Here is a 20,616-nt window from a genome sequence, read left to right as displayed (position 1 = left end):
ATTATTGATTCATTGGATCATGCGTTTCGAGTTCAATGGCTGCTGCAAGAAGCGCTAATCTTGCGATTACACCATAAGCATAGAATCGATTGGGTGTTGAAAGTGGCGACTCATCTATCTCAGGTGTTGAGCAAGAAGTTTCGAAGGCTAAAGGTACAAAATGCATACCAGGCGCATTAAGATTTTCATCTTTACCACGCGTGGTGTGCACACGATAAAAACCACCAATAACAAAATGATCTATCATGTAAACGACAGGCTCTGCGACTGCTTCGTTAATACATTCTTCAGAATAGACGCCTTCTTGAATAATCACTTCTGAAACTTCCAAGCCCTCTTTTACAACAGACATTTTATTGCGCGATTTTCGATTTAAATTTCTTAATTCGTCGCCATGTTTCACTGTCATAATACCCATACCATAAGTCCCAGCATCCGCTTTAACAATCACAAAGGGCTCATGCTCAATTTTATACTCTTTATATTTTGATTGAATCTTATTTAAGATTTGCTCTACTTTTGTCGCAAGTTCATCTTCGCCTTGTCTTGCATGAAAATCAATACCACTTGCATGATCGAAATAAGGGTTTATAAGCCAGGGATCTACCTTAATAAATTCAGCGAATGATTTCACGACATCGTCGTAAGCTTTAAAGTGTTGAGATTTTCTGCGTGATGCCCATCCTGCATGAAGAGGGGGTATTAAATTTTGCTCAATATTTCTTAAGATATCAGGAATACCAGCCGATAAATCATTATTTAATAATATGGCGCATGCATCAAAATTACCGAGTGTCTTATTTTCAAGTACTAATCTATTTTTGATGCGCTTTAAAGGCTCTATAAGTAAAGACTTATTATTTTCAACTGCAATGGTTGTAGGTTCTGAAATGCTTGTATCTAAACTACCAATGCGAACTTCTAGGCCTGATTTTCTTAATATATTTTGTAATTCAAATAAATTTTTTAAGTAATAAATATTTCGTGTGTGATTTTCAGGAATAATTAAAAGGCGATGGGCTTCAGGACAAACTTTTTCAACTGCCACCATCGCCGCTTGAACAGAGAGTGATAAAAAGTCCGGATTTAAATTATTAAATCCTCCTGGGAAAAGGTTAGTGTCGACCGGCGCTAGTTTAAATCCTGCATTTCTTAAATCAACAGATGCGTAAAAGGGAGCAGCATGCTCTAGCCATTGAATGCGAAACCAATGTTCAATATTTGCCATTTCATGAATGAGATGCTTTTCTAATGAAAGAAGCGGCCCTGTGAGGGCGGTTTTTAAATGGGGAACCATTTAGTTTTGAGCCTCATGTGCTTGAATATCTGCGTGATAACTGCTTCTAACCATGGGCGCACTAGCTACGGATGAAAATAACATGTGTTCCGCTTCTTCTTTTAAAGCATCAAATTCTTTTGGATCCACGTAACGATCCACAGGGAGATGATGAGCGCTTGGCTGTAAATATTGTCCAAGGGTCAGCATTTCAACTTTGTGCGATCTTAAATCTTTCATCACTTCAATGATTTCACTATTTGTTTCGCCCAGCCCCAACATAAGTCCTGACTTCGTCGGGATGTTAGGAAACTTCAATTTAAAATTTAATAGTAAATTAAGTGAGTGCTGATAGTCTGAACCTGGACGTACTTTTTTATAAAGTCGTGGAATGGTCTCAAGGTTGTGATTAAACACATCAGGTGGCATCAAGCTTAAAATATCGAGCGCTTTATCAAGGCGACCTCTAAAGTCGGGCACTAAAATTTCGATTTTAATGTTGGGTGAACTGCTACGAATCTCTTTAATGCAATCGACAAAATGTTGCGCACCGCCATCGCGCAGATCATCACGATCTACACTTGTAATCACAACGTATTTCAAATTAAGCTCGTGAATAGTTTGGGCTAATTTTTTGGGTTCATCTGCATCAGGGGGCAAAGGTCTGCCATGTCCAACATCACAAAATGGGCAGCGTCTTGTACAAAGATCGCCAAGAATCATAAATGTAGCAGTGCCTTGACTAAAGCATTCGCCGATATTGGGGCAACTGGCTTCTTCACAAACGCTATGAAGATTATTTTTTCTTAAAATTGACTTAATTTCATTAAATCGCTGGCTTTGAGGCAGCTGCATTTTGATCCAATGCGGTTTGGCTTTGATAGGTGCTTCAATAATTTTGATAGGAATCTTGGAAGTTTTCTCAAAATTAATTTCTTTGACACCTATGGGTTTTGAAATATTAGGTTTTATCATTTTAAATTGAGTAGCTGATGTTTAATATCATTCGCAATTTCGAAGCCTATAGCTTCAATCGATACATCATTTGTAAATGTTTTTAATTGTGTCATTTGTAAGTTTTTAAAGCCACAAGGATCAATCGCTTCAAAAGGAGACAAATCCATATCAATATTCATGCTTAAACCATGATATGAAGCATGATTTTTGATACGCAATCCCAATGAAGCAATTTTTTTATTTTCAATATAGACTCCAGGGGCTTCTATTTTAGCATTAGCTTTGATATCGCGACGGGATAAAAAATTCACAATACTTTTTTCGATTAAAGTCACAAAAGATCTAATGGTGAGTTGATAGCGCTTAAGATCGATAAGTGGGTAAATAATGAGCTGACCTCGGCCGTGATAAGTAATTTTTCCGCCTCGGTCAACAGGAAGAACTGAAATATCACTTCTTAAAGGCTTTATAAAATCTTTTCGATTTAAACCCAGCGTATAAATAGCTTCATGTTCCGTAATCCATATTTCATCTTGTGTGGAGTCAACTCTATTGGAAGTAAAAATTTTCATTTTATTCCATGTAGATTCATAAGGCGTGATACCAAGATATTTCACATCGATCGACATAAATCTAGAGAACGAATTTAATCATCGGGTGCGTTGAAAGTGATCGGTAGATGTCATCTAATTCTGGCTTGTTTGTGACATAAACAAAGCATGTAAGACTGATATAACGACCTTCACTGCTTCCTTTCATCTCGATTGTACTCGGATCAAAACTACTGTTTTTTTGTTTAATGATTTCAATGACCGTAGATGTAAATTCATCATGGACTTCTCCCATCACTTTAATCGGAAAATGACATGGAAATTCAATCAAGGTTTCTTGTGGCATATGATTACCAGACATTTAATTCTTTTCTTTAGTCACTACAAAAATACTAATTTTTATTTTTGCTTTAATAAGATTTGCGATGTTATTTGCCTCATCCTTGGAATTAAAAGGCCCAATGACCACATGAAATAAATCTTCTGAAAATTGTTTTTTAAATGGTGGTGTATTTTCTAGCCCCATATCTGAAAGTTGTTTTAATAAGAGATCTGCATTTTTTTCATTTTTAAAAGCCCCTGCTTGAATATAAAGAGGTTCGTTTGATATTGGAACTTCAGCTAGCTTTGTTTGAGTGACTACCGCATCTTTTTCTTTTATTTTTTCATTAATGAGATCAGACGTTTTTTTCAGCGCACTAAATTGTCTTGGGTCAATAAGCTCCACTTCTACTGGACCACTGCCTTTGTCAGACAATCTTAATTTGTAAGCTGCGGCAAATGATAAATCGATGACACGATTTTTTTTAAATGGACCGCGATCATTGATTCTGACAATCACGCTTTTATTATTTTCAGTATTTGTGACTCGCACATAACATGGAATAGGGAGTGTAGTGTGAGCGCCCGTCATGCCATACATGTCATAGACTTCACCGATCGATGTTTTTTTGCCGTGATAGCGCTTACCATACCAAGAAGCGACACCTTGCTCTTTATATGGATAGAAAGAAGTCATCGGGACATATTTGCTATCGAGTGCAATATAAGGTTGATTCGCACGCCCATGAAAGGGCTCTACTTTTGGTACTGCATCAGGAATCGCATCAATATCTCCAGGAAGATTATCACCTGGACCATCATCGAGGTAATAGCCCCCACCTTTTTTTAAAGGTACGGGCAGGGAATCATTCTTGAAAGAAGGAACACTTGCACAACCTGTTAAGAGAGAAAGGAAGAGAAAACTAAGAAAATAGACTCTAAACATTAAGATGATCCTACAAGTTCTTTATGTGAATGCACACTCATTAATATACCAAAGCTAATTAAAATAATCGTCATAGATGTGCCACCAAAACTAATGAGAGGCAAAGGCACGCCCACCACGGGCATGATGCCACTTACCATCGCAATATTAATAAAGATATAGGTAAAGAAAGTAAGTCCAATGTTAGCGGCTAGAAGTCGTGTAAATGTATTTTTGGCTTGTGAGGCAATCATGAGGCTCCGACCAATAATGAGTCCATAAAGACCTAAGAGTAATAAATTGCCTAAAAGACCAAACTCTTCACTAAAGACTGCAAAAATAAAATCGGTGGTTCGTTCAGGTAAGAAATCAAGTTGACCTTGTGTGCCATTAAGCCAACCTTTACCAATAAGCCCTCCTGAACCCATGGCAATAGAAGATTGAATCGTGTGATAGCCTGAGCCCAATGGGTCTTGGCTTGGATCTAATAAAATGAGCAATCGATTTTTCTGGTAATCATGTAAATGCGTCCAAATGAAAGGCGTTAATGAAAAAAGACCGATACTACCTCCTATAATAAATTTCCAATTTAAGCCTGCTAAAAAAAGAATATAAAAACCTGATGCGGCAATTAAGAGTCCTGTGCCCAAATCAGGCTGATTGATAATAAGGATGACGGGCAAAATAAAAAAAAGTGAGGCAATGACATAATCGATCGCGTGCCGTTTATTTTCTCGTTTAGAAAGATACCAAGCCATGGCAATAGGCACGGCAATTCGCATAATTTCTGAAGGCTGCATTTTAAAGATACCTAAATTTAACCAGCGTTTAGCTCCATGACTCGATTGCCCAAAAAACATGACACCAAAAAGAAGCAACAAACCTACGATATAAATAGGAAGTGCTAATTTCTGAAAATATTTAGGATGTATCTTCGCTGTGACCCAAAGCAATATAAAACCCAGCCCAATATAAAAAAGCTGATTAAGCACCAGGATAATATTTCGCCCTGAAGCGCTATAAAGTGTAAAAAGACCCACCACTAAAGCTGAGCTAATAAAGACCATTAAAACAGAGTCAATATTTTTTTGTAGTCGAAGGAATAAACGTTCTAACATAGTGATCTTATTTTAATCGTGATATTCAGATTCAAGTGAGGCTGCTTTATTATCTTCTTTGCTTACAGCTATTTTTTTGAGCAAATGATAATCCATCAATTTTCTTGCAATCGGTCCCGCGGTTGATCCACCATGACCACCATTCTCAACAATAATTGCAACTGCAATCGTAGGATCTTCAGCAGGTGCATAGGCAATAAAAAGTGCATGGTCCCTATGTCTTTCATTCATGCGATTAGGATCATATTTTTGATTTCGCTTCATCTCAACAACTTGGGCGGTCCCTGTTTTAGCTGCCATTTTATATGACGCCCCAGCACCAACGCTTGCAGCAGTGCCACCGGGTTGCGTTACGTTCATCATACCTTCTTTGACGAGCGCTAAATTCTCAGGTTTGAAATGTAGTTCTCGAACAATTTTATTTTTAAACGTTTCTATTTTGCCAGTTTGATTATTTTTAATCGATTGGATAAGCCTTGGCTGCACAATCAATCCGCCATTGGCGATTGTTGCTACTGCCTGAGCGAGCTGCATAGGTGTGACGAGCGTATAGCCTTGACCAATACTGGTAATGACAGTTTCACCTAAATACCAAGGTTGTTTATATCGTTTCTGTTTCCATTCAGGTGAAGGTAATAAGCCGGCATTTTCACCAAACATATCAATGTGAGTCGTCTCACCAAAGCCAAAGCGAGATAGAAATTCAGATAATTTTTTAATGCCTAATTCGATACCTAGCCCATAAAAAAATGTATCGCATGAGATAGTAATTGCCATTACGATATCCACAACACCATGCCCGTAGGGTTTCCAGTCTTTGTAAGTATGGCCAGAGTTAGGAAGTGTGAAGAAGCCTGGGTCCTTAATATTAAAAGGCGGTTTACGAATATCATTTTCCAACGCAGCTAATGCGACAAAAGGTTTGATGGTAGATCCTGGAGGATATAAACCATTAATCGCACGATTAAGCATAGGCTTATCTAATGACTCATTCAGCACCTTCCATTCATCTACATCAATACCACCTACAAATTGATTGGGATCAAAATTAGGACGGCTTACAAATGCAAGCACTTCACCATTTTTCGGATTTAAAGCGACGAGCGCACCCCGGTATTTATTAAATGCATTTTCAGCAATCTCTTGTAGGTTTGAATCGATCGACAATGTAATGGCGTCACCCTCAATAGAAGGCGTACTATTTAAAATACGAATTGAATTTCCATTGGCATCAATTTCAACTTCTTGGAATCCAGTGGTGCCATGAAGCTTAGCTTCATAGTATTTTTCAATACCAAGCTTGCCTATGGAGTCAGTGCCTTTATAGTTTTGTTGCCAGCCTAATTTCTTAATGACCTCTTTATCCTCCTCATTGATTCTATTAATATGACCAATAAGATGAGACGCGAAAGCTCCTTTAGGATAGCGCCTAAACAACCTGGATCTAATTTCTACCCCTTCAAATTGTAATTTATTTGCAGCAAATCTCGCCGCTTCAGTTTCTGATAGATGCGTTTTGATAGGAATACTATCTAGAGAAGAACTCTCTTTTAAAATTTTTTTGAATTGTTTTAAATCGCTGGCACTAAATTCGACGATAGGTTTTAAATTATCAATAGTTTTGTTGAGATTGCTGACTTTAGAAGGCGTAATTTCTAGACTGTAAACAAAATAGTTGTCTGCCATGACAATACCATTACGATCGAGTATAAGGCCTCGATTTGGAACATTTGGAATCACAGCAATACGATTATTTTCTGATAAGCCTCTGTAAAAATCATATTTAAAAATTTGAAGATAAAAAAAGCGCCCGACGATAGCTAAAAAAGCAATGGATATCAAAGCTGTAAGCAGCGCTAATCTTTGCTTAAATAAATAGCGCGACTTATAAATATTTTGACTATTTTTAGTATAAGACATCTTAAGATGGCCTTATGTCTTTAGCGATCTAATTTAAAAAATCTAAATTTAGAGAGCGCATGCCATATGAAAACGGCTGTGATACTTTGAAGATAATAACTTAGTCCTGGATAGTGAAGATCGTGCGTGAGATTAATGATCAACATGATAATTTGCGCGCTTAAAAATATTAAGAAAATATAAAGTAATTTTTGATGCTTATTGTTAAGCATGATTTTATTTATAAAATATTGCGCAATAAAATAACAAGATGCATAGGTGAGAGCATGCTGTCCTAGAAGATCACCCATAAAAATATCCGTGATGAGCCCTACGAGCCAAAATGTTGAGATATACACTGCATTAGGATTTTTAAAAAACCAGAATATGAGAGTAAGCAGAATAAAATCTGGCGTTAAATCAGTATTAAAAATATTAATATGTATGAGATTAATCATCGCTGCGATGATTAAAGACATAAAAAATAATTTATTTTTTTTGATCATTTTTTGGGGTCGCTAGATGATTTGCAATTTTGTTAATGGGCGTCACCACAAGGACATGGCTGTGATTACGAATCGCCGACATAGGTTTACAAATAATTTTTGCAAAAGGCAGCTTAGGATCATTAATAATCTCTAATACTTCTGCGACGGTAATGCCCTCCGGGTAGATTGTATCAATCCCTGATGTTTTTAAAATATCTCCTTTAATGATGTCGACACTATTGGGTAAGTAAGGAATTGAAATCGTTTCGTTTTGCCCATTCCCGTTCGTAATCGCTCTTAAACCGTTTCTTTGTATTTGAATAGGCACAGACATTTTTTTATCAACAATAAGGGTCACCTCGCTTGTTTCAGGAAAAACACTGCTGATTTGTCCTACAAGACCTAATGCATTAACGACAGGCTGACCTGCTTGAAAGTCTTTATTAAGTCCGCCATCTATAATAATTTTTTGACTAAAGGGATCAAAGCGGGAATAAATAATACTGACAGCTTCAGTTTTAAATTTATACGCATTTTTTACGTCGAGTAAATTTTTTAATTGATTATTTTCTTGATCTATAAAATCTAAACGTTGAAGATCAGCCTTCAGGCTATCTATATTCAGTTTTAGTGTTTCATTTTCATGAAGCAAACGAGATTGATTGGAAAAGTATGCTGTTGTGAAATGATATAGATCACTTGGTAAATTCAGCAATGAATGAAAAGGCTTGGTGAATACATTCGTTGCTTGCCTAATATTTTTTAAATAATGAAAACGAAAATCCACACCCATCAATACAATCGATATGAATATGAGTAACAATAATTTGGATAAAAGTGAAGGGCCTTTATTGAAAAGCTTAGATGAACGTTGATGAGATTTAATCATTAAGCTTTAACTATTAATGAAGTAGCAAAAAACAAAAATTATTCGTGAGCAAATACGGTCGAGAATTGATCGAGTGATTCAAGTGCTTTGCCACAGCCTCTTGCAACGCAAGTGAGAGGGTCATCCGCAGTTACAACAGGAATGCCTGTTTCTTCCATAAGTAAGCGATCGAGATTTCTTAATAGAGCACCACCGCCAGTTAATACCATACCATTATCAGCAATATCAGCACCCAATTCTGGCGGTGTTTGTTCAAGTGCAGATTTCACAGCACTCACAATGGCATTTAAAGGCTCTTGTAGGGCTTCTAGAATTTCATTGCTATTAATTTTGAGGCGACGAGGAAGTCCTTCAGCAAGATTTCGACCTGTCACTTCGAGCTCTAAAATTTCAGACATCGGGAATGCAGTACCAATTTTTTTCTTAATCATTTCAGCCGTAGGATCAGAAATCAGTGTGCCATAATTTCGTCTCAAGTAATCAATAATAGCTTGATCAATTTTATCGCCACCCACACGTTCAGATTTAGCGTACACAATACCGCCTAATGAAATAATACCAACTTCAGTCGTGCCACCACCCACGTCAATCACCATGGATCCTGTCGCTTCACTGATAGGAAGTCCTGCACCAATGGCGGCTGCCATAGGTTCTTCAATGAGAAACACTTGCTTAGCGCCTGCTCTTTCGGCAGATTCTCTAATAGCTCTTCGCTCCACTTGAGTTGCGCCGTAAGGGACACAAATAATAATGCGTGGGCTTGGCACAAACCATCTTGTGTCATGCACTTTTGCAATAAAAAACTTAATCATGTCTTCAGTAATATTGAAGTCAGCAATCACGCCATCTTTCATTGGACGAATCGCTTGAATATTTTGAGGTGATCGACCCAGCATCGTTTTAGCTTCGATGCCGACCGCTAATAAAGATTTTTTGCTATACGGGCCATTAGGACCATCTTCATGACGAATCGCTACAACAGAAGGCTCGTCTAAGACAATGCCTTTACCTCGAATGTAGATCAGTGTGTTTGCAGTGCCCAAGTCGATGGCAATATCATTCGCCATAAATTGATCAAAACTGAATATTTTTTTAAGCATGTTTATCGTTAGAATTTCTTTAAAAAAGTGGCGCTTCAAACCCAAGAAAGGTCAATAGAATCAGGGTATAATACATGATATTGATCAATAAATTAACAGCTTTTCTCTAGAAAAACAGGAATTCTATTTGTATGTCGATTACACATGACGAAATCAAAAAAATTGCCCATTTAGCACGCATCAAAATTACGGAAGAAGAGGCGGATGCGACGATTAAAAAATTATCGGGCATATTAAATCTTATTGAAGATATGAAAAAGGTGGATACGACTAACATTTCCCCTATGTCTCACAGCCAATCGGTCACTCAAAGACTCCGTGAAGATATTGTCACAGAAACAAATCAAAGAGAAAAATTACAAAAAATAGCGCCAGAAGTGAGTGGTGGCTTATATATTGTGCCTCAGGTGATTGAATAATCATGCAAGACTGGAGCATTAAAGAGCTCTCAAGCCTTTTGAGAGAGAAGAAAACATCAAGTGTCGAAATCACGACAGACTATCTTGCCAGTATTAAAAAAAAGAACCCCGAGATTAATGCGTTTATTACAGTCGATGAAAATCGGTCGATAGCCCAAGCTAAGCTTGCAGATGAAAGAATTCAAAAAGGTGAGGGAGATGCCCTCACGGGTGTCCCTATTGCGCAAAAAGATATTTTTTGTGCAGAAGACTGGCTTACCACTTGCGGTTCCAAGATGCTTCATAATTTTATAGCGCCTTATGACGCCACAGTCGTGAAGAAATTTAACGAGGCGGGCGCAGTTAATCTAGGCAAAACTAACATGGATGAATTCGCCATGGGCTCGTCGAATGAAACATCTTTTTTTGGTGCTGTTAAAAACCCTTGGGATCTCTCACGAGTTCCCGGAGGAAGTTCGGGGGGGAGTGCAGCGGCGATTGCTTCTCGCATGTGCCCTGGAGCGACGGCAACAGATACAGGAGGTTCTATTAGGCAGCCAGCTTCCTTATGTGGACTCACAGGTTTAAAACCAACTTATGGATTAGTGTCTCGCTACGGCATGATTGCGTTTGCATCAAGTCTAGATCAAGCAGGCCCGATGGCAAAATCATCCGAAGACTGCGCCATGATGTTGAATGTGATGGCAGGCTTTGACCCCAAAGACTCTACATCGATTGATCACAAAAAAGAAGATTACACAAAAAATATTGATCAGCCGATTGAGGGCTTAAAAATTGGATTGCCTAAAGAATATTTTGCTGAAGGTTTGGACGGCGACGTTGCAAAGTTGATTGAAGCCGCGATTAATCAATACAAAAAATTAGGTGCCACGATTGTAGATGTGAGCTTGCCTAATACCAATCTATCAATCCCTGTCTATTATGTTTTAGCACCTGCTGAAGCATCAAGTAATTTATCGCGTTACGACGGTGTCCGTTATGGTCATCGCACAAGTCAATATGATGATTTAATGGATATGTATTCTAAGACTCGCCAAGAAGGATTTGGGGAAGAAGTGAAACGTCGTATCTTAATAGGTACTTATGTATTAAGTGCAGGTTATTACGATGCATATTATTTAAAGGCGCAACAAATACGCCATCTTATTTCTGAAGACTTTAAAAAAGCTTTTCAATCATGCGATGTCATTATGGGACCTACTGCACCATCGACTGCTTTTAAAGCAAATGAAAAAATTGATGATCCAGTGACAATGTATCTGCAAGATATTTACACCATTGCAACCAACCTTGCAGGGCTTCCGGGGATGAGTATTCCTGCAGGCTTTGTTAATAAACTACCAGTAGGCTTACAAATTATTGGTAATTATTTTGATGAAGCACGTATGTTAAATGTAGCGCATCAATTCCAAAAAGCAACTGATTGGCATAAAGCCATTCCCGAAGGAGCGCTTTCATGAGTTGGGATGTTGTGATTGGTATTGAAACGCATGTACAACTTCAAACCAAAACTAAAATTTTTTCAGGCGCATCGACTGCATTTGGAGCGGAACCCAATACGCAAGCTTGCGTGTTATCGATTGCACTGCCAGGAACACTCCCTGTCTTAAATCATGAGGCAGTCCAATGTGCTATTAAATTTGGATTAGCAACGAATGCTGAAATAGCATCAAGATCTATTTTCGCTCGTAAAAATTATTTTTATCCAGATTTGCCTAAGGGATACCAAATCAGTCAATATGAATTACCTGTGGTTGGCAAAGGATCGCTTGAAATTGAAGTAGGCGAGATTAAAAAAACAGTACGCATTACGCGTGCGCATCTAGAGGAAGATGCTGGAAAATCATCACATGGTGCGGTTGAAAATGGCACTGGCATTGATTTGAATCGTGCAGGCACGCCACTTTTAGAAATTGTGTCTGAGCCTGATATGACTTCAGCTTCTGAAGCAGTCACTTATGCAAAAAAATTACATGAACTTGTTCAATGGATTGGTATTTGTGATGGCAATATGCAAGAAGGAAGTTTTCGTTGCGACATTAACGTTTCAGTAAAGCGCAAGGGTGAAAGTAAATTAGGTACACGTCGCGAAATTAAAAATTTAAATTCATTTAAATTTATTGAACAAGCCATTCATTACGAAACGCAATGGCAAATTGAAATGCTAGAAGAAGGTAAGTCGATTCAACAAGCCACCGTCCTCTTTAATCCTGAAACAGGCGAAACAAAAGCAATGCGCTCTAAAGAAGAAGCGAATGATTACCGCTATTTCCCAGATCCCGATCTTTTGCCATTAGAAATTACTGATGAAAAAATCAATCAGATTAAAGAAAGCATGACTGAATTGCCTCATCTTATGAAGGCGAGATTAGAGTATGATTACCAATTGTCATCTTATGATGCCGCAGGTATTACAAGTGATAAGCATGTCGCAGATTATTTTTTTGCTACCTTAAAAGAAGGTGCTGAACCTAAACAAATTGCAAATTGGATCTTAGGCCAATTATTCTCTAAATTGAATGAGCATAATTTATCCATTGAAAATTCACCGATAAAACCCACTGTCTTAAGTTTACTTTTAAAACGTATTCAAGATGGTACGATTTCAAATAATGGCGCTAAGCAACTTTTTGAAAAATTATGGGTGAATCCAGAACTTGAGATTGATGCGTTGATTGAATCTGAAGGATTAAAACAAGTTTCAGATAGCGGACTTATTGAAACGATGATTGATGAGGTTTTAAAGAATAATCAAGCGATGGTGGATGAGTATCGATCAGGTAAAGAAAAAGCGTTTAATGCGTTGGTAGGTCAAATTATGAAAGCCTCTAAAGGTAAAGCCAACCCAGGTCAGGTCAACGAACTTCTTCGTCAAAAATTAAGTTAAGTTTTAATCCCATATTCTTTTTGATAGGTGCGCATCGCATCCATATGGGATGTGTAAGTTGTATTTGATTCAATATAGCGCATAATTTCTTTTAAAGAAGTGAGATGGCAGACAGGTAAATGATGCGTTGCTTTAATTTCTTCGACAGCTGAAAGTGCTCCACTACCTTTTTCTTCTCGATCAATCGAAATCGCAATACCTGATGGCTGAGCCCCTTCTTCTAAAATAAGATTCACGGATTCATTCACCGAAGTGCCCGCAGAGATGACATCATCGACAATAAGCACGCGTCCTTTTAGTGGCGTTCCAATAATGACACCACCTTCGCCATGATCTTTTTTTTCTTTGCGATTGAATGCGAAGGGCACATTGCGACCTAGACTCGCAAAAGCAATCACAATTGATGTGACCAAAGGAATACCTTTGTAAGCAGGACCATAAAGCATATCAAAGGGAATATGGGAGCTTTCAATGGATTTAGCGTAAAACATACCGAGCTTCATTAGGCTCTCACCGTCATTAAAAAGACCAGTATTGAAAAAGTAAGGACTTAAGCGACCAGCTTTTGTTTTAAATTGACCAAACTGTAAAACCTGTTTTTTTAGGGCAAATTCGATAAACTCTTGACTTGAATGATCCATAGATAAATCGGTAGAGATGAATTATGAGAATTATAACGCTAAACATGAATGGAATTCGATCCGCCTCTAATAAAGGCGTTTTTTCATGGCTTGATTCACAAGCAGCAGATTTTATTTGTGTGCAAGAAATCAAAGCACATGAAAGTGATTTAACTGACGACATGAAACAATATGGCGACTATACGAGCTATTTTAGTTTTGCAGAAAAAAAAGGTTATAGCGGTGTCGGTATTTATACTAAAAGAAAACCTATAAAAATTATTCGAGAAATAGGTCTCCCACTTTTTGATTCTGAGGGCCGCTATCTCGAACTTATGTATGACAATTTAAGTGTGGTTTCAATTTACTTACCTTCAGGTTCAAGTGGTGAAGAACGACAAACATTTAAATTCGAAGTCTTGGATTATTTATTACCTTATTTAAAAAAACGTAGGTCAGAAAATTTGCCGATGATTCTTTGTGGAGATATCAATATTGTACATAAAGAAATTGATTTAAAAAACTATAAAGGTAATAAAAAAAATTCAGGTTTTCTGCCTGAAGAGCGTCAATGGATGACGGATTTATTTGAAGGTGTAGGCTGGGTAGATACGTACCGTAAGCTTTATCCTGATTCGACAGATGCTTCTTATACTTGGTGGAGTAATCGAGGCGAAGCCTATGCTAAGAATGTTGGATGGCGTCTTGACTATCAAATCGCACACCCTTCTTTAGAAGATCAGATTGTAGAAGCTTCCATTTACAAAGATGAAAAATTTAGCGATCACGCACCACTTATTATTGACTATAAGCTTTAATTTTTAATCGGTGCGATTTTGTAAAGTAAAGCCATGCCAGGGATCGCAAGGAAGAAACAAAGTATAAAAAAATGCTCCCAACCAAAAATATTTTGTAGATAGCCTGTCGATGCATTTACAAGTGTTCGAGGAATCGCTGCCAAACTTGTGAAAAGTGCAAACTGTGTTGCGGTATAAAGTGGATGCGTCGTTTTGGCAATGAAAGCCACAAAAGCTGTCGTCCCTAAACCTACACCAAAAGCTTCAAAGCCTACTACAAGGGCTAGCCATTCTGGGCTGTAACCTATATGAGCGAGCCATGCAAAACCTAAAATACTAATCATTTGAAGAAAACCAAAAAACCATAAAGCACGGTTGATGCCCATTCTCATCATCCAAATGCCACCTAAAAGTCCACCAATGACACTTGGCCATAAGCCTGCATTTTTTGCGATTAAACCAATTTCAGTTTTACTAAATCCCAAATCCAAATAAAAAGGCGTCGCTAAAGCGGTCGCCATACTATCCCCTAATTTGTAAAAGAAAATAAAAAGAAGAATGGTTAAAGCGCTTTTTAAGCCATGCCGACCTATAAATTCTTGAAAAGGTAAAAGGAGTGAAGTGGTTAAATCTTGTTTTTTTATTTTGAGTACTTTGGGTTCTCTAATGAGAAATGTTAAAAGAAGTCCTGGCAACATAAAGAGACTTGTAATGATGAATACCCTTTGCCAGTCCATATGATCTGCCAAGATGAGAGATAAAGATCCTGGAACCAGACTCGCAATTTTATATGCATTCACATGAATGGCATTACCTAACCCTAATTCTTTATCAAGTAAAAGTTCACGTCGATAAGCATCAATTACTACATCCTGACTTGCACTTAAAAAAGCAATCAACGATGCAATTAAAACAACCATCGTGAGATCGGTTTCAGGATTATAAAAACCTAATAAGGGAATGCTTATTAAAAGTAAACATTGAAAAAAGAATAACCATCCGCGACGTCGACCCATTACCCAAGTAAATCGATCAAAGAAAGGTGCCCAAAGAAACTTCCATGTATAGGGGAGTTGAATGAGTGCAAATAATCCAATGGCTTTTAAATCCAACTGATGGGATCTTAACCATGCCGGCAGTAAACTGATCAGAATATAAAGGGGAAGGCCTGAACTAAATCCAGTAAAAATGCATACCAACATTTTTTTGGAAAAGATGTCTTGCCAGAATCGATTCCGAAGTTGCATCAAAGATTATTTTGAAACGAGACGATACATCGCTAATGCACCCATGAGATTTGGCATCACATGAATAGGTTTGCCTTTCGTCAGGATGAGGCGTTCTTTCACGCCAATTTTATTTTTAATACAAAATTCATCAAAGTCTTTAATCGTACATAAGTGAATATTAGGTGTGTTATACCACTCATATGGCAAAGTTTTAGAAACAGGCATTTGACCTCTCATCAGTTGAATGCGATGTCGCCAATAGCCAAAGTTAGGAAATGTGACAATCGCTTCTTTGCCGACCCTTAACATTTCATGCACAATTTTTTCAGTGTTATGCATTGCTTGTAATGTTTGAGATAAGACGACAACATCAAACGATTGAGATTCAAAGCCAGAGAGCCCTGCTTCCAAGTCCATTTGAATAACGTTTAAGCCTTGTTTTAAAGTATTAAGCCAATGCGCATCATCTTTTTCAATGCCATACCCTTTAACTTCTAAAGAGCCTTCTAGGAATTTTAAAAGCGATCCATCTTCACAACCTAAGTCGAGCACTTTGGCACCAAATGGAATCCAATTGGCAATGACCGCAAAGTCTTGTCTAAATTGTGCGCTCATAATTGATTCGCAATCTTTTTAAAGTACGTTGTGAGAATACCGTGATAATGAGGATCAGACATGAGGAAAGCGTCATGTCCATGTTGTGCGGTGACTTCGGCATAACTGACTGTCAATTCATTATCTAAAAGTGCTTTCACAATTTCTTTTGAGCGTTGAGGGGAGAATCGCCAATCACTCGTAAATGAAACCACTAAAAATTCAGCCTCTACTTTTTTAAATGCTTTAGATAAATTACCTTGATAATCTTTTGCAGGATCAAAATAATCAAGTGCACGCGTCATTCTTAAATAGGTATTCGCATCAAATTCCTCGGCAAATTTATCACCTTGATGATGTAAATAAGATTCCATTTCAAAATTCACATCAAAAGAATATTCAATATTTTTATTTTTAAGTTTACGGCCAAATTTCATTCCCATGGCATCATCGGATAGATAAGTAATATGGCCTAACATTCTGGCAATACGAAGTCCGCGCTTAGGTTTCTTTTTAAAAAGGTAATAGTCCCCATTATAAAAATCAGGATCAGTAATAATCGCTTGTCTTGCGACTTCATTAAAAGCAACATTTTGCGCAGTGAGATTAGGTGCTGCTGCAATCACAATGGCATGACGCACGCGTTTAGGATAAGAAAGTGTCCATTGAATCGCTTGCATGCCACCTAAGCTTCCACCAATCACAGCGGCTAGGCTTTCAATACCTAATTGATCCATGAGTGCTGCTTGAGCATTGACCCAATCTTCCACAGTGACAATTGGAAAATCAGAGCCCCATGTTTTTTTTGTTTTAGGGTTGATGCTTTTAGATCCGCTACTGCCGTGGCAGCCGCCTAGATTATTCACACCAATGACAAAGAAGCGGCTGGTATCAAGAGGTCGTCCAGGACCAATGAGGTTATCCCACCAGCCTGGATATTTATCATCTTTTTTATAACGTCCTGCAACATGATGGTTGCCAGACAATGCATGACATACAAGTACTGCATTATTTTTTTTAACGTTTAATTTACCGTATGTTTCGTAGGCGAGTTCATAGCTCGGTAATTTTTTACCGCTCGTTAATTTAAGTGGTTTTGTAAATTGGGCAAGCTTTGCTTTGACAAGACCGACTGAATTTTTATTCATATTTAAAATTATACCTACCAATAGGCTTGTAAATTATTAAAATGACTTAAATTGATATAGACTTTAAAATTAACACCCAAAAACAATAAGTTACTATAAACGATTAAATGATTCTAATTTCTTCAGCAGCATACATTGAAAATGAATTTCAAAGTGAATTTGGAAGGCTACCACCAACGTTTTTGCCTGTTGGCAATAAAAGATTATTTGAAGCCCAAATTGAGAATTTAAAATTAACATTCAATGAAGATATATTTATATCTTTACCAGATGATTTCATATTACCTATCAAAGATGAAATTTTTTTTGAAAGAAAAAAAATTCAAATCATAAGGAATCCAAGTGATATAAGTTTGGGAGATTCTATTTTTAGATCTTTGATAGAAATGAAGCCTGAAAATAGACCTTTTAGGATATTGTATGGCGATACTTTGCTCTTGGATATCCCAAACAGATTGGACTGTATTGCCACTTCTGAAACAAATTTCGATTATTTATGGGAAATTGAATCATCTGGTCAGGATAATGAATTAATTTGGTGTGGTTTTTTTTCATTTTCTAAGATAAGCCTTTTACAAAAATATCTTATTGAGTCCAAGATGGATTTTATAAAATCAGTCAAAGATTATGATCTGGAAATGTCAATACAGCATATTAAAGTTTTTGGTTGGTATGATTTTGGCCACGTAAATACATATTTCAACAATAGAAAAATAATGAAGACCCACAGGTATTTTAATAAATTAGAAATAAAAGACGGGATAATTATCAAAAGCAGCAAAAATAAAATGAAAATGAATGCTGAATATGAGTGGTTTAAAGAAATTCCAAATGAATTAAAAATTTATACACCAAATTTATTAGAGTATAAAAACAAATCCAATGAAGCAGAATATTCAATGGAATATTTGCATATTCCAGGGCTGAATGAAATATTTGTTCATGGCTTAAAACCAGTATTTGCCTGGAAAAATATTTTTAATTTATGTAACAATTTGCTTATAAAGTTATCTAGTTATAACTTTGAAAAAAAAATTATAGATAAAATTAGAAAAGATTCATTATTCTTATTAAAGAATAAAACAGAAGATAGGCTAGCAGATTTTTTTTCGAGAAATTATGAAATAACAATAAATTCTGAATTGTCACTTAATGGAGAAAAAATAGGATCTATAGGTGAAATTTTAAATGACTGTCTAAGCAAAAATGACATTAAAAAAATTATACCAGGGTATTTACATGGTGATTTTTGCCTAAGCAATATAATGTTTGACTCCCGCTCTTCTCGAATCAAAGTTATTGATCCGAGGGCTTTGGATTATAAAAATAATTTTTATTTATATGGAGATTTAAGGTATGACATAGCGAAATTAACTCATTCTGTAGTTGGACTTTACGATTTTATTATTGCCGAAGCATATCAATTAGACCTTGATTTTTCTGAAAAAAAAATTAATTTTAAATTTCATATTCATGCAGATGCTAGAACGATAGAAATTATTGAATGTTTTAAACAATTCAAATTTATTCAATTTTTAAAAGCTAAAGATGTTATGCATATAACAATATTATTGTTTTTGTCTATGCTTCCATTGCATAATGAAAATAGGAAATTGCAATTTGCATTGATAGCAAATGCATTAAGAGTATATAAAGAATTTTTTATAGTTTCTGAAAAATGATAATTATTCCAATGCTTGGGAAAAGTAGTCGTTTTTTCAACGAAGGTTACTTAGTTCCGAAATACCAATTACCCCTAGGTAAAAGTACGGTATTTTCAGAATCGGTAAAATCTTTTAAAAAATATTTTAGAAAAGAGCGCTTTCTATTTATTGTAAAAAATAATTTTAATTCAAAAATATTTGTCGAAAACGAAGTTCGTAAATTAGGAGTATTGAATTATAAGGTTATCGAATTTGAGCAAGACACAAAAGGGCAAGCGGAAACGGTTTTTATTGCTCTTGAAGGGGTAAATTTAGATGAACAAATTATTATTTTTAATATTGATACAATAAGATACGATTTTATTTGGCCAAGAAATAGCGAATTTGGCGATGGTTTTTTAGAGGTTTTTCGAGCCGAAGGAAGCAATTGGTCATTCATAGAAGCAGGAAAAAATTTTAGCGTAACTAGAACAACAGAAAAAGAAAGAATTTCAGATTTGTGTTCGAATGGTATTTATGGCTTTGCAAAAGCTAGTTATTTTATTAATGCTTACAATCAATTTGTTACTGAAAATGATTATGAAAAAGAAATATACATTGCACCTCTTTTTAATTCGATGATTCAGAGTGGATTGCTTGTGAAATATAGGGTGGTTAGCGAGAAAAATATTGAGCATTGTGGAGTTCCATTTGATTATGAAATTTTAAAAAAAAGAATAGGTGATGAAGAAGGACTTTAAATTAATTCTGGTTTTATCTGGGCCTTTAATATCGCATGGTTCAACGGGTAATATAGAAAAAAACATCCACAGGTCAAAGAGATCAACTGTTGAATTTGATTCAACGAAAAATATTATTGAATATTCTAGATTGGCGAAAAATCTAAATATAGAAATATATTATATTGCTTGGGAAAAAGACTTTGAAAATATAAATGGACTAGCAAAGACACGCGCTGTAAATTTAAAAGTATTAAGTGTCAAAGAGCCCGTGGGAATAAAGCCAGAATTCCTACAATTTTTTAGCCTCAACTTTTTTTTAGAAAAGCTTAAAGAAAAATCTGAATTTTCTAATTCTTATATTTTAAAAATTAGATCAGACTTATTATTGAATCTCAATTTATTAATCTCAGAATTATCTTTAAAAAATCCATTTATTAATGTGCCTCATTTATATTCTTCGGGAAAATTTGCAGATTTTTACTATGCTTCACCAGCAGAAAAATTATTGGCATTTTGCTCGAATATTTTGATGAATAAAGAATCTATTTCTCCAAAATTTCATTATAGCGTAATACTCAAACAATATAGTTTCCTTAGAGAGTTAGAAAAACATCAAATTGTTATAGATGATTTATTAGCGAGTTATTTTTGCATAAAATATACAAATGAAAATTTGTTTCCTTTTAGCATTAATCTTCATCAATCATGCCTTTGGCGGGGAGAGAAATATAATAAATATTTTTATACGCAATCTCATATTTTTAGGCAATGGGGAGTGAAGCCTTCTTTAAAAATTGATCTGCCAGAATTAGTAAAATTAGAAGATATACATATTCTCGCTTCATTCTTAGAGGGCTTGGCATTATATAAAAAAGGCAAACTTGCTCTTGCTGAAAAAATTTTTAAAGAAATTATTAAACAGAATCCCGATCATTACGAATCTCTAGATTTGATTAATAAAATTAAAAAAATAAAAGTTGGTATAGTAGTTTTTTAAATTACTTTAAATAAA

The 20,616-nt window shown here is 36.0% G+C and carries 21 protein-coding genes; 7 read left to right on the top strand and 14 right to left on the bottom strand.

What is annotated here, in order from left to right:
- Position 1 precedes the first annotated feature (1 nt).
- The 10 genes from gshA to FIT79_RS06130 are packed head-to-tail and all read right to left on the bottom strand — an operon-like array spanning position 2 to position 9,524.
- Complete coding sequence (gshA, locus tag FIT79_RS06175) at positions 2-1,297, bottom strand: glutamate--cysteine ligase (RefSeq protein WP_139868591.1); 1,296 nt, start codon at positions 1,295-1,297, stop codon at positions 2-4.
- Positions 1,298-2,251 carry a lipoyl synthase gene (gene lipA, locus FIT79_RS06170; RefSeq protein ID WP_139875989.1) on the bottom strand — a complete coding sequence of 318 codons (954 nt, stop codon included), beginning with the start codon at positions 2,249-2,251 and terminating at the stop codon, positions 1,298-1,300. It lies immediately after the preceding gene.
- Positions 2,248-2,862 (bottom strand): lipoyl(octanoyl) transferase LipB, encoded by a 615-nt coding sequence (gene lipB / locus FIT79_RS06165; protein WP_139875988.1) that lies wholly within the window; start codon positions 2,860-2,862, stop codon positions 2,248-2,250. The genes lipA and lipB overlap by 4 nt, the downstream gene beginning before the upstream one ends.
- 4 nt (positions 2,863-2,866) lie before the next feature.
- The gene (locus FIT79_RS06160; RefSeq protein ID WP_139875987.1) at positions 2,867-3,145 is read right to left on the bottom strand and encodes an HP0495 family protein; all 279 of its coding nucleotides are present in this window, start codon (positions 3,143-3,145) and stop codon (positions 2,867-2,869) included.
- Positions 3,146-4,051 (bottom strand): septal ring lytic transglycosylase RlpA family protein, encoded by a 906-nt coding sequence (locus tag FIT79_RS06155; RefSeq protein ID WP_139875986.1) that lies wholly within the window; start codon positions 4,049-4,051, stop codon positions 3,146-3,148. It abuts the gene before it with no gap.
- Entirely contained in the window at positions 4,051-5,148 is a 1,098-nt protein-coding gene (rodA, locus tag FIT79_RS06150) for a rod shape-determining protein RodA (RefSeq protein ID WP_139868581.1), read from the bottom strand. Before rodA ends, FIT79_RS06155 begins: the two co-directional genes overlap by 1 nt.
- 12 nt (positions 5,149-5,160) lie before the next feature.
- The gene (gene mrdA / locus FIT79_RS06145; protein ID WP_139868579.1) at positions 5,161-7,068 is read right to left on the bottom strand and encodes a penicillin-binding protein 2; all 1,908 of its coding nucleotides are present in this window, start codon (positions 7,066-7,068) and stop codon (positions 5,161-5,163) included.
- A gap of 20 nt (positions 7,069-7,088) precedes the next feature.
- Entirely contained in the window at positions 7,089-7,526 is a 438-nt protein-coding gene (gene mreD, locus FIT79_RS06140) for a rod shape-determining protein MreD (protein ID WP_190243286.1), read from the bottom strand.
- A 10-nt stretch (positions 7,527-7,536) separates the two neighbouring features.
- Positions 7,537-8,424, bottom strand: a complete 888-nt coding sequence (mreC, locus tag FIT79_RS06135) for a rod shape-determining protein MreC (protein WP_139875984.1) — start codon at positions 8,422-8,424, stop codon at positions 7,537-7,539.
- A 38-nt stretch (positions 8,425-8,462) separates the two neighbouring features.
- Positions 8,463-9,524, bottom strand: coding sequence for a rod shape-determining protein (locus FIT79_RS06130; protein ID WP_139868574.1), 1,062 nt, complete (start codon positions 9,522-9,524; stop codon positions 8,463-8,465).
- Positions 9,525-9,655: 131 nt separating this feature from the next.
- On the opposite strand from FIT79_RS06130, the gene gatC reads away from it, so the two are divergent.
- From gatC to gatB, 3 genes are read left to right on the top strand one after another with little or no spacing between them, the layout of a single operon-like run.
- A complete protein-coding gene (gene gatC / locus FIT79_RS06125) occupies positions 9,656-9,943 on the top strand; it encodes an Asp-tRNA(Asn)/Glu-tRNA(Gln) amidotransferase subunit GatC (protein WP_139868572.1) in 288 nt (95 codons plus the stop codon).
- A 2-nt stretch (positions 9,944-9,945) separates the two neighbouring features.
- On the top strand, positions 9,946-11,403 hold the full coding sequence (gatA, locus tag FIT79_RS06120) for an Asp-tRNA(Asn)/Glu-tRNA(Gln) amidotransferase subunit GatA (protein WP_139875983.1): 1,458 nt from the start codon (positions 9,946-9,948) through the stop codon (positions 11,401-11,403).
- A complete protein-coding gene (gene gatB, locus FIT79_RS06115) occupies positions 11,400-12,830 on the top strand; it encodes an Asp-tRNA(Asn)/Glu-tRNA(Gln) amidotransferase subunit GatB (protein ID WP_139875982.1) in 1,431 nt (476 codons plus the stop codon). The genes gatA and gatB overlap by 4 nt, the downstream gene beginning before the upstream one ends.
- On the opposite strand, the gene pyrE is transcribed toward gatB, so the two are convergent.
- Positions 12,827-13,471: an orotate phosphoribosyltransferase gene (gene pyrE / locus FIT79_RS06110; protein WP_139875981.1), complete on the bottom strand. Its 645-nt coding sequence runs from the start codon at positions 13,469-13,471 to the stop codon at positions 12,827-12,829. The two genes, gatB and pyrE, sit on opposite strands and share 4 nt — an antisense overlap.
- 23 nt (positions 13,472-13,494) lie before the next feature.
- Between pyrE and FIT79_RS06105 the strand changes: the two genes are divergently transcribed.
- Complete coding sequence (locus FIT79_RS06105) at positions 13,495-14,268, top strand: exodeoxyribonuclease III (RefSeq protein WP_139875980.1); 774 nt, start codon at positions 13,495-13,497, stop codon at positions 14,266-14,268.
- Here the strand turns inward: FIT79_RS06105 and FIT79_RS06100 are convergent.
- Genes FIT79_RS06100 through metX form a run of 3 tightly spaced genes read right to left on the bottom strand, consistent with a single transcriptional unit; the run spans position 14,265 to position 17,218 of the window.
- Complete coding sequence (locus FIT79_RS06100; protein WP_139875979.1) at positions 14,265-15,494, bottom strand: AmpG family muropeptide MFS transporter; 1,230 nt, start codon at positions 15,492-15,494, stop codon at positions 14,265-14,267. The genes FIT79_RS06105 and FIT79_RS06100 overlap by 4 nt on opposite strands.
- 6 nt (positions 15,495-15,500) lie before the next feature.
- The gene (gene metW, locus FIT79_RS06095; RefSeq protein WP_139875978.1) at positions 15,501-16,091 is read right to left on the bottom strand and encodes a methionine biosynthesis protein MetW; all 591 of its coding nucleotides are present in this window, start codon (positions 16,089-16,091) and stop codon (positions 15,501-15,503) included.
- A complete protein-coding gene (gene metX, locus FIT79_RS06090; protein WP_139875977.1) occupies positions 16,088-17,218 on the bottom strand; it encodes a homoserine O-succinyltransferase MetX in 1,131 nt (376 codons plus the stop codon). The genes metW and metX overlap by 4 nt, the downstream gene beginning before the upstream one ends.
- Before the next feature lie 107 nt (positions 17,219-17,325).
- On the opposite strand from metX, the gene FIT79_RS06085 reads away from it, so the two are divergent.
- From FIT79_RS06085 to FIT79_RS06075, 3 genes are read left to right on the top strand one after another with little or no spacing between them, the layout of a single operon-like run.
- Positions 17,326-18,900: an aminoglycoside phosphotransferase family protein gene (locus tag FIT79_RS06085; RefSeq protein ID WP_139875976.1), complete on the top strand. Its 1,575-nt coding sequence runs from the start codon at positions 17,326-17,328 to the stop codon at positions 18,898-18,900.
- Positions 18,897-19,622 (top strand): glycosyltransferase family protein, encoded by a 726-nt coding sequence (locus FIT79_RS06080; protein ID WP_139875975.1) that lies wholly within the window; start codon positions 18,897-18,899, stop codon positions 19,620-19,622. Before FIT79_RS06085 ends, FIT79_RS06080 begins: the two co-directional genes overlap by 4 nt.
- Positions 19,606-20,601: a tetratricopeptide repeat protein gene (locus FIT79_RS06075; protein WP_139875974.1), complete on the top strand. Its 996-nt coding sequence runs from the start codon at positions 19,606-19,608 to the stop codon at positions 20,599-20,601. The genes FIT79_RS06080 and FIT79_RS06075 overlap by 17 nt, the downstream gene beginning before the upstream one ends.
- The last annotated feature ends 15 nt before the right edge of the window (positions 20,602-20,616 follow it).

It is taken from the genome of Candidatus Methylopumilus universalis, from assembly GCF_006365315.1.
GTDB lineage: Bacteria > Pseudomonadota > Gammaproteobacteria > Burkholderiales > Methylophilaceae > Methylopumilus > Methylopumilus universalis.
Note: the sequence above shows the minus strand (reverse complement) of the source record. Positions and strands in the feature narration are given on the sequence as shown.